Below are 6,213 nucleotides of genomic sequence, written 5' to 3'. Positions count from 1 at the left end.
ATTTCTCTCTCATGATATTGACAAACTTCTTACCCTTGTGGAATGAAACAGCCCTGCCCTGGCAGGGTATGGTAACTCGTTTGACCAGAGGCATCAACATAAATTGCAGTGCCTCGAAATAGGAGTTCTGGTGTAACTCGTCCTTTGTGTTTAGGCCCTTTGAATGCTGACAACCTATTCAAATCCTGAACGGCTGCCAGAATCAGCGGGTTAGTTGTGTCATTGCGGAATTCGCTAAAGGGTACATCCTGCAAGAGTTGTTGCCAAGCAATTTCGAGGAATTCAGCCGCTTGCTCTGCACTGTCGAGGGTCGGTGGTACTGGAATCGCCAATTGGCAGGTATTCACCCCACTCAAGCTAATCGCTAAGGGTGTGAGTGGTTGTACAAGCTTGCGTTTGCCACCCAAAACGATCTTTTCATACTCGTTGGGATCGCCAGAGTTGAGCGCATTAATAAAAGATTGATATGCCTTTAGATCCACCTCGCCCAGCTGGTTATGGGGCAATCCTCGTGTATCTGTGGCAATTTTATTGGCGTACTTCGCCTCATCTCCGTTGGTGGGATGGGGAGGAATGGCAATTTCACGATTAACCTTCGCTGCTGTTGTACGCACTTGAAAGGCTTTCTCACGTAAGTTGTTATGGTCGGATTTTCCAGCAGCTTCTTTGGCCTGGACAATACCTTCTCCCTTCTTAGAAGCTAAGGGTGAACCCAAAACCCCAGCAACCACACTAGCGGTAGTAAACAAACCGGCACGACCCAAAAACGATCGCCTGCTAGCACCAAGGAAGAAGCGTCGGGGGTGCTTAACTTGCGCTGTTTCGCTAGAAACTAGACCATCTTGTTCGGAACTTTCGTGAGAATTGGAATCTACTGTCATGGGATGTTCTCCACTGGCAAAAAATTATCTAAAAAAGTAGTCATGGGTGACTAAAGTAAGTGACTTACAGCTAGTAAAAGCTTGGAGTCAAACATAATTTGAGGCACCCATCACTAGAAAAAGAGGGCAATCTCAATTGGATTTGGGATAAAATCTGGGGTTGTACTACTGGAAATTAACTTGCGCTGCATGTTTTCGCTTTTGACAGTCATGTAAGCATTTATTGCTATTCTTAAAAGCGCGATCGCATGACTCTTATGCTGCTATAGTTGTTCTGAAATTGATAGTAAGTTCCTGGGGCTAAAGCATAGTTCCAATTACATAGCTACACCCAGCAAGTTTTTTCCAGTTTATTATCTTAATTTTGTAATTGTATCGATTTACTCTATTTTAGAGATTCAATCACACTTTCGCATAAAAAATGGTGGAAATCAAGTAATCCTTACATCAATTTTTCCGAGAAAATGCAATGCTTTAAGGGTTATTTTTGTGAAAAGTTACATCCCCAATTTCTTAGAGAATTCAGGGATATGGATACAGCAAATTTTCTGAAATCAAATAGGATTGCTAATACCTAAATTTTTGGTGAAAAAGCTGCATATTGCTCTGGTGATAGCATTGCTTCTTTCACATCAATCTGTTTAGGAATCAATTTTAATTCATAGAATTTGTCAGCAACTTTCTGTTGTAAAGCAATCAAATTGCTATCAATTGGCACAACACCAAATTTTCTTCTTTGTGTCGCTATTTTCATCGTTTCTAAATCAATACCCAATGCTGGTGAGAGTATAGCTGCTACCTCATCCCGATGTTTATCAGACCATTCTTCCAGGGTTTTAATTTCCTCTAATATCGCCTTAATTGTTTCTGGATTCTCGGTAGCAAACTTGCGGCTAGCTAGATAATATCCCCCTTGTTTGTTAACTTCTCTGCCATCAATCAAAACACGAGCATTTATAGCTTTCTGCGCTGCTGCATAAAATGGGTCCCAAATTACCCAAGCATCTAAACTACCCTTAACTAATGCGGCACGTGCATCAGCAGGTGGTAGATATATCGGTTGAATATCACTGTATTGCAAGCCAAATTTTTCTAAAACTTGCAATAGCATATAATGAGCGCTAGAGCCTTTTTGAAAAGCAACTTTTTTGCCTTTCAAGTCAGTCACTGTTTTAATAGGAGAATCTGGGGGAACAACAATAGCTTGACCCGCAGGATTAGAAGCGATTCCCGCAATATAAGTTAATGATGCTCCCGCAGCTTGTGCAAAAATTGGCGGTGATTCTCCGGTATGCCCAAAATCAATACTGCCAACATTCATTGCTTCCAAAAGCTGTGGACCTGCTGGAAATTCTATCCACTCTACAGAGACACCTTCAGGTTGTAAACGCTTTTCTAAAATGCCTTTACTCTTGATCAGAATTGCTGATTTTTGATAGCCAAACTTAACTACTGATGCCTTGGTTTGATTGGAATTATTAGCAGAGCTAGCAGTAGTATTATTGAGATTATTGGCTGTGCAAGCTGCAAATAACAAACTGAGACATAATCCAGTAATGAAAGCCCCAGCAATAGGAAGAGGTATAAGTGGGAATAAAGTGTGTTGACGCGCAAAGTAAGAAAACCAAAATTTATTCAATGCTGCAATCAATCGTTGGAGTATTGAACTCATCATCAAAATTTACCTCTCTAAAATTATTGATTGTACATTAAATCTATCAATTTACCGTAATTTAAGGATATAGATAAACAAAGTACAAAACTTTAAATCCACATTCCTTGATAAAAAAACAGCGATCGCAAATTGGGAGAGGTAGTATTGTTCAGGATGGCTAGAGACGTTTTGTAGTCAAGACTTTTAATCTAAACTGGTTGATTGCTACTTAGAACGTAAAGCTTGTGCGGAGAACCCCAACCCAGATTGAGTCGTTTGCGGCATTATGCTCTGGTTTGGTAATAAAGTAGAAAATCGGAGTGACGCTGATGTTATCATTCACCCGGAAACGGTAGAAAGTTTCAAAGTGTAAAGATGTATCAGGGTCTTCTCGTCGTTGTCCAGCTTGTACAAAGTCGTTGCTAGTAACTTTAGGCGGTATCCCTACAGTAATACCACCTACGTTACCTTTTTTGAATAAGTCTGGAAAACCAAAGGTGAGAGCAGCATTAATGATTGTGGCATCATTTTCAGCGCCAACTTCTTGATGAGCTAGGGTGTAACCAAACCAACCACCAAAATTAAATCGCTGGCTGACTCGCCAATTGAATTCCAAGCCAAAGTTATCAGATGTAGTAGCAAGTTGTCCAAAAGGATTTCTGGCGAAAGCGCTACCTGTACCACCAGTCAAGTTATTACCAGAATTGGTAGGAAAGTATTTGCGGACATAAGTCAGACCTAAATCAAATTGTTTACTAGGTGAGAATGTGATTTGAGCAAGAGAAGCTTGGGAACTATTATTAAAAACTCCATTTTGGGGCTGATTAGCAAAGAAACTATCGGCTATGTAACCTAAATGTATTTGCAGTTGATCGTTAAATTTGTATGCAAAAGCCGCACCTGCACCATCAAAACCAGGACGGTAAACAGTGGGGTTAAACTGTCCAAATCGGGAAAAACCACCTTGTAGCGGGTTACCATTTAAGGCGTTGAGTGTGGGTACCCAAAGAGGAAAGTTCATTGTTCTAGGACCGATCCAAGCAGTAGCTTTTTTGCCTATGGGGAAACGATAGTAAAGGTTTGCTAGATACAGGCTATTCTGTGCGAAATTAGCAGAACCATCCAGGGCAAAACGGGTCATGTGGGTTCCTGTACTGGCTGCTAAGTTAGAAACGTTCTCTGCTTGTAAAGCTGTTACAAGTTGGTCTTTGCCAGTAAAACTTGTTTGTAAGGAAAGCCTAGTACGGTAACTAAAAATTGTATTGCTGTCATCTCCTGTATCATCAGCCGCAGTATTATTGGCGCGATCGCCTACAGCATCTGATACCACAAATATGGTATCACCAACTAATTTAGTTGTGGTTGAAAATTGATTGGCTTCGACTTGTGCTGTTCTAGCTTCTAAGCCATCTAATCTTCCTCGTAACTGGGCAAGTTCTTGGCTAAATTCCTCTGTTAGCCGTTGTAGAGTTTCTAAATCTTGTTTTATCGCTAGATCAGATGTTGAGGTTGCAATCAATTTTGAGACTTGATCCAAGCAAGAACTTAACCCAGCTGCAAATTCGTAGCGTGTTAAGGCACGATTACCGCGATAACGGCTGTCAGGATAGCCGACAATACAGCCATATCGCTCAACTAAAGATTGCAGGGCTTGAAATGCCCAGTCTGTTGGCTGTACATCTGAAAGTTCCGATACTGATGTGACTGGTGAATCAATAGTTGGTTGTGCAGGAGTTGTTTCTGGAGTGTTTTGCGCGTAGATGTTCGCACCCTTGGCTGAGACAGGAAAATTTGCTGTTAAATCAGCCCCAACCAGAGTTTTGTCCCAAGGCGATAAAGTATATGATGAAGTTTCAGTTTCTTGTTGCGCAGATACTACTTGAGCAAAAGTTTTCGCGTTAGTCGCTAATAAAAGCAGCACTACAAACGTTGGTAAGGTCAGCAATAAATTATCGAAATTCTTTTTCATTTTGATAGAACACACAATTTCGGTCTAGGACAAATCTTCTGCAATTCCGTAAGCATCAGCCAGATGACATCAGCTTTTTCAAATTTCTTGAAATTTTCTACAGCTAAAGAAACGAAAGCTTCAAGATTGCGGTTTCATCAGTATTCGGACTCCAGCTTTTTATCTGGTAATTCCTCAAAAAATATTCTATTTTTTCTCTTATAGTTGCAAAATCTGGTAAGAGAGAACCGCCATATACTAAGGACTAAACTACCTTATAAAAACATACTACGATAATTCGGTCGAATTTTAGTAGTTTTATCTTACTAGATACCAGTATTTCAGACAAACTGTAGGAAATGAGTATTTTTAGCTACACAATATATATAAATTGAGAAATAAAAAAATAACTTGTTTCCGCGTTAAAGCTCTGATAATATACGTATCTTAGATATTAACTCCGCTAAATCGATAGATTTTTTGCATTTTGTTTAGATTTTGCGTTTCTTTACTTTAATATTTGCCAAAAGTAAGAACATTAATTCCAAAATTATGAAGTACAATCAACTAGGCGACAGTGACTTAAAGGTTTCGGAAATCTGTCTAGGAACCATGACTTATGGGCAGCAAAATACTATTGAAGAGGCCCATCAACAGTTAGATTATGCGATCGCCCAAGGAGTTAATTTCATTGATACTGCGGAGATGTACCCAGTACCGCCACGTGGTGAAACACAAGGAAAAACCGAAGCTTACATTGGTGAGTGGTTGAAAAAACAGCAGCGAGATCAACTAATAGTTGCTACAAAAATTGCTGGTCCGGGTCGTCCAATTAATTGGTTACGTGGAGGAAATATTAAAATTGACCACAATAACATTAAGCAGGCGGTGGATGATAGTCTCAAGCGATTGCAAACAGATTATATTGATTTGTACCAAATTCACTGGCCCGATCGCTATGTTCCCACATTTGGACAGACAGAGTATAAACCGGAGTTGGAACGTGAAACAGTAGCAATTTCTGAACAATTAGCAGCCTTTGCAGATGTCATCAAAGCTGGTAAAGTTCGCTATTTGGGTTTGAGTAATGAAACTCCCTGGGGTGTTACTAAATTTGTTCATGTTGCGAAAAAGCTAGGATTACCCAAAGTTATCTCAATTCAAAATGCTTATAATTTGCTAAATCGCGTGTTTGATTCAGCCTTAGCAGAAGTTTCTCACTACACAAATGTTGGGTTACTCGCTTACAGCCCTCTAGGATTTGGTTTGTTAACTGGAAAGTACACAGAAGATAAAAAACCAGAAAATACAAGATTAAGTTTATTTCAAGGTTTTGGACAACGTTATCTCAAACAGAATGTGAATGAGGCTGTAGCAGCTTATGTAGAAATTGCTAAAAAACATAATTTGCAGCCTACTCAATTAGCTTTGGCTTTTGTTCGGAGCCGATGGTTTGTCAGTAGCACAATTATTGGTGCTACATCCTTACAACAACTACAGGAAAATATCGACAGTGTGAATGTAGTTCTTAACCCAGAGATTTTAGCAGAGTTAGATGCAGTTCATACACGTTATCCCAATCCAGCACCATAATTAATTATGTTGTTGGCAACTTGAAAACTTTGTAGGGTGGGCAATGCCCACCGAAACACTAAAGTAATTTTTTCCATTTGTACGTGGTACTTATTTTTTGTAAAAACTCATAAATTAAATCATACAGTTCATCGCTA

At 39.7% G+C, this 6,213-nt stretch carries 4 protein-coding genes; 1 reads left to right on the top strand and 3 read right to left on the bottom strand.

The annotated features are described in order from the left end of the window. Positions 1–29: 29 nt before the first annotated feature. From BV372_RS20045 to BV372_RS20035, 3 genes are all read right to left on the bottom strand, one after another. Positions 30–881 carry a hypothetical protein gene (locus tag BV372_RS20045; RefSeq protein WP_179198164.1) on the bottom strand — a complete coding sequence of 284 codons (852 nt, stop codon included), beginning with the start codon at positions 879–881 and terminating at the stop codon, positions 30–32. Between the two features lie 574 nt (positions 882–1,455). Next, a complete protein-coding gene (locus BV372_RS20040; protein ID WP_086688253.1) occupies positions 1,456–2,556 on the bottom strand; it encodes a sulfonate ABC transporter substrate-binding protein in 1,101 nt (366 codons plus the stop codon). A gap of 208 nt (positions 2,557–2,764) precedes the next feature. Further along, positions 2,765–4,504: an iron uptake porin gene (locus BV372_RS20035; RefSeq protein ID WP_086688254.1), complete on the bottom strand. Its 1,740-nt coding sequence runs from the start codon at positions 4,502–4,504 to the stop codon at positions 2,765–2,767. A 531-nt stretch (positions 4,505–5,035) separates the two neighbouring features. Between BV372_RS20035 and BV372_RS20030 the strand changes: the two genes are divergently transcribed. Further along, positions 5,036–6,076 (top strand): NADP(H)-dependent aldo-keto reductase, encoded by a 1,041-nt coding sequence (locus BV372_RS20030; RefSeq protein ID WP_086688252.1) that lies wholly within the window; start codon positions 5,036–5,038, stop codon positions 6,074–6,076. Positions 6,077–6,213: the final 137 nt, after the last annotated feature.

Source organism: Nostoc sp. T09 (genome assembly GCF_002154695.1).
Taxonomy (GTDB): Bacteria; Cyanobacteriota; Cyanobacteriia; order Cyanobacteriales; family Nostocaceae; genus Aulosira.
This window is presented reverse-complemented; position numbering and strand designations above follow the sequence as displayed.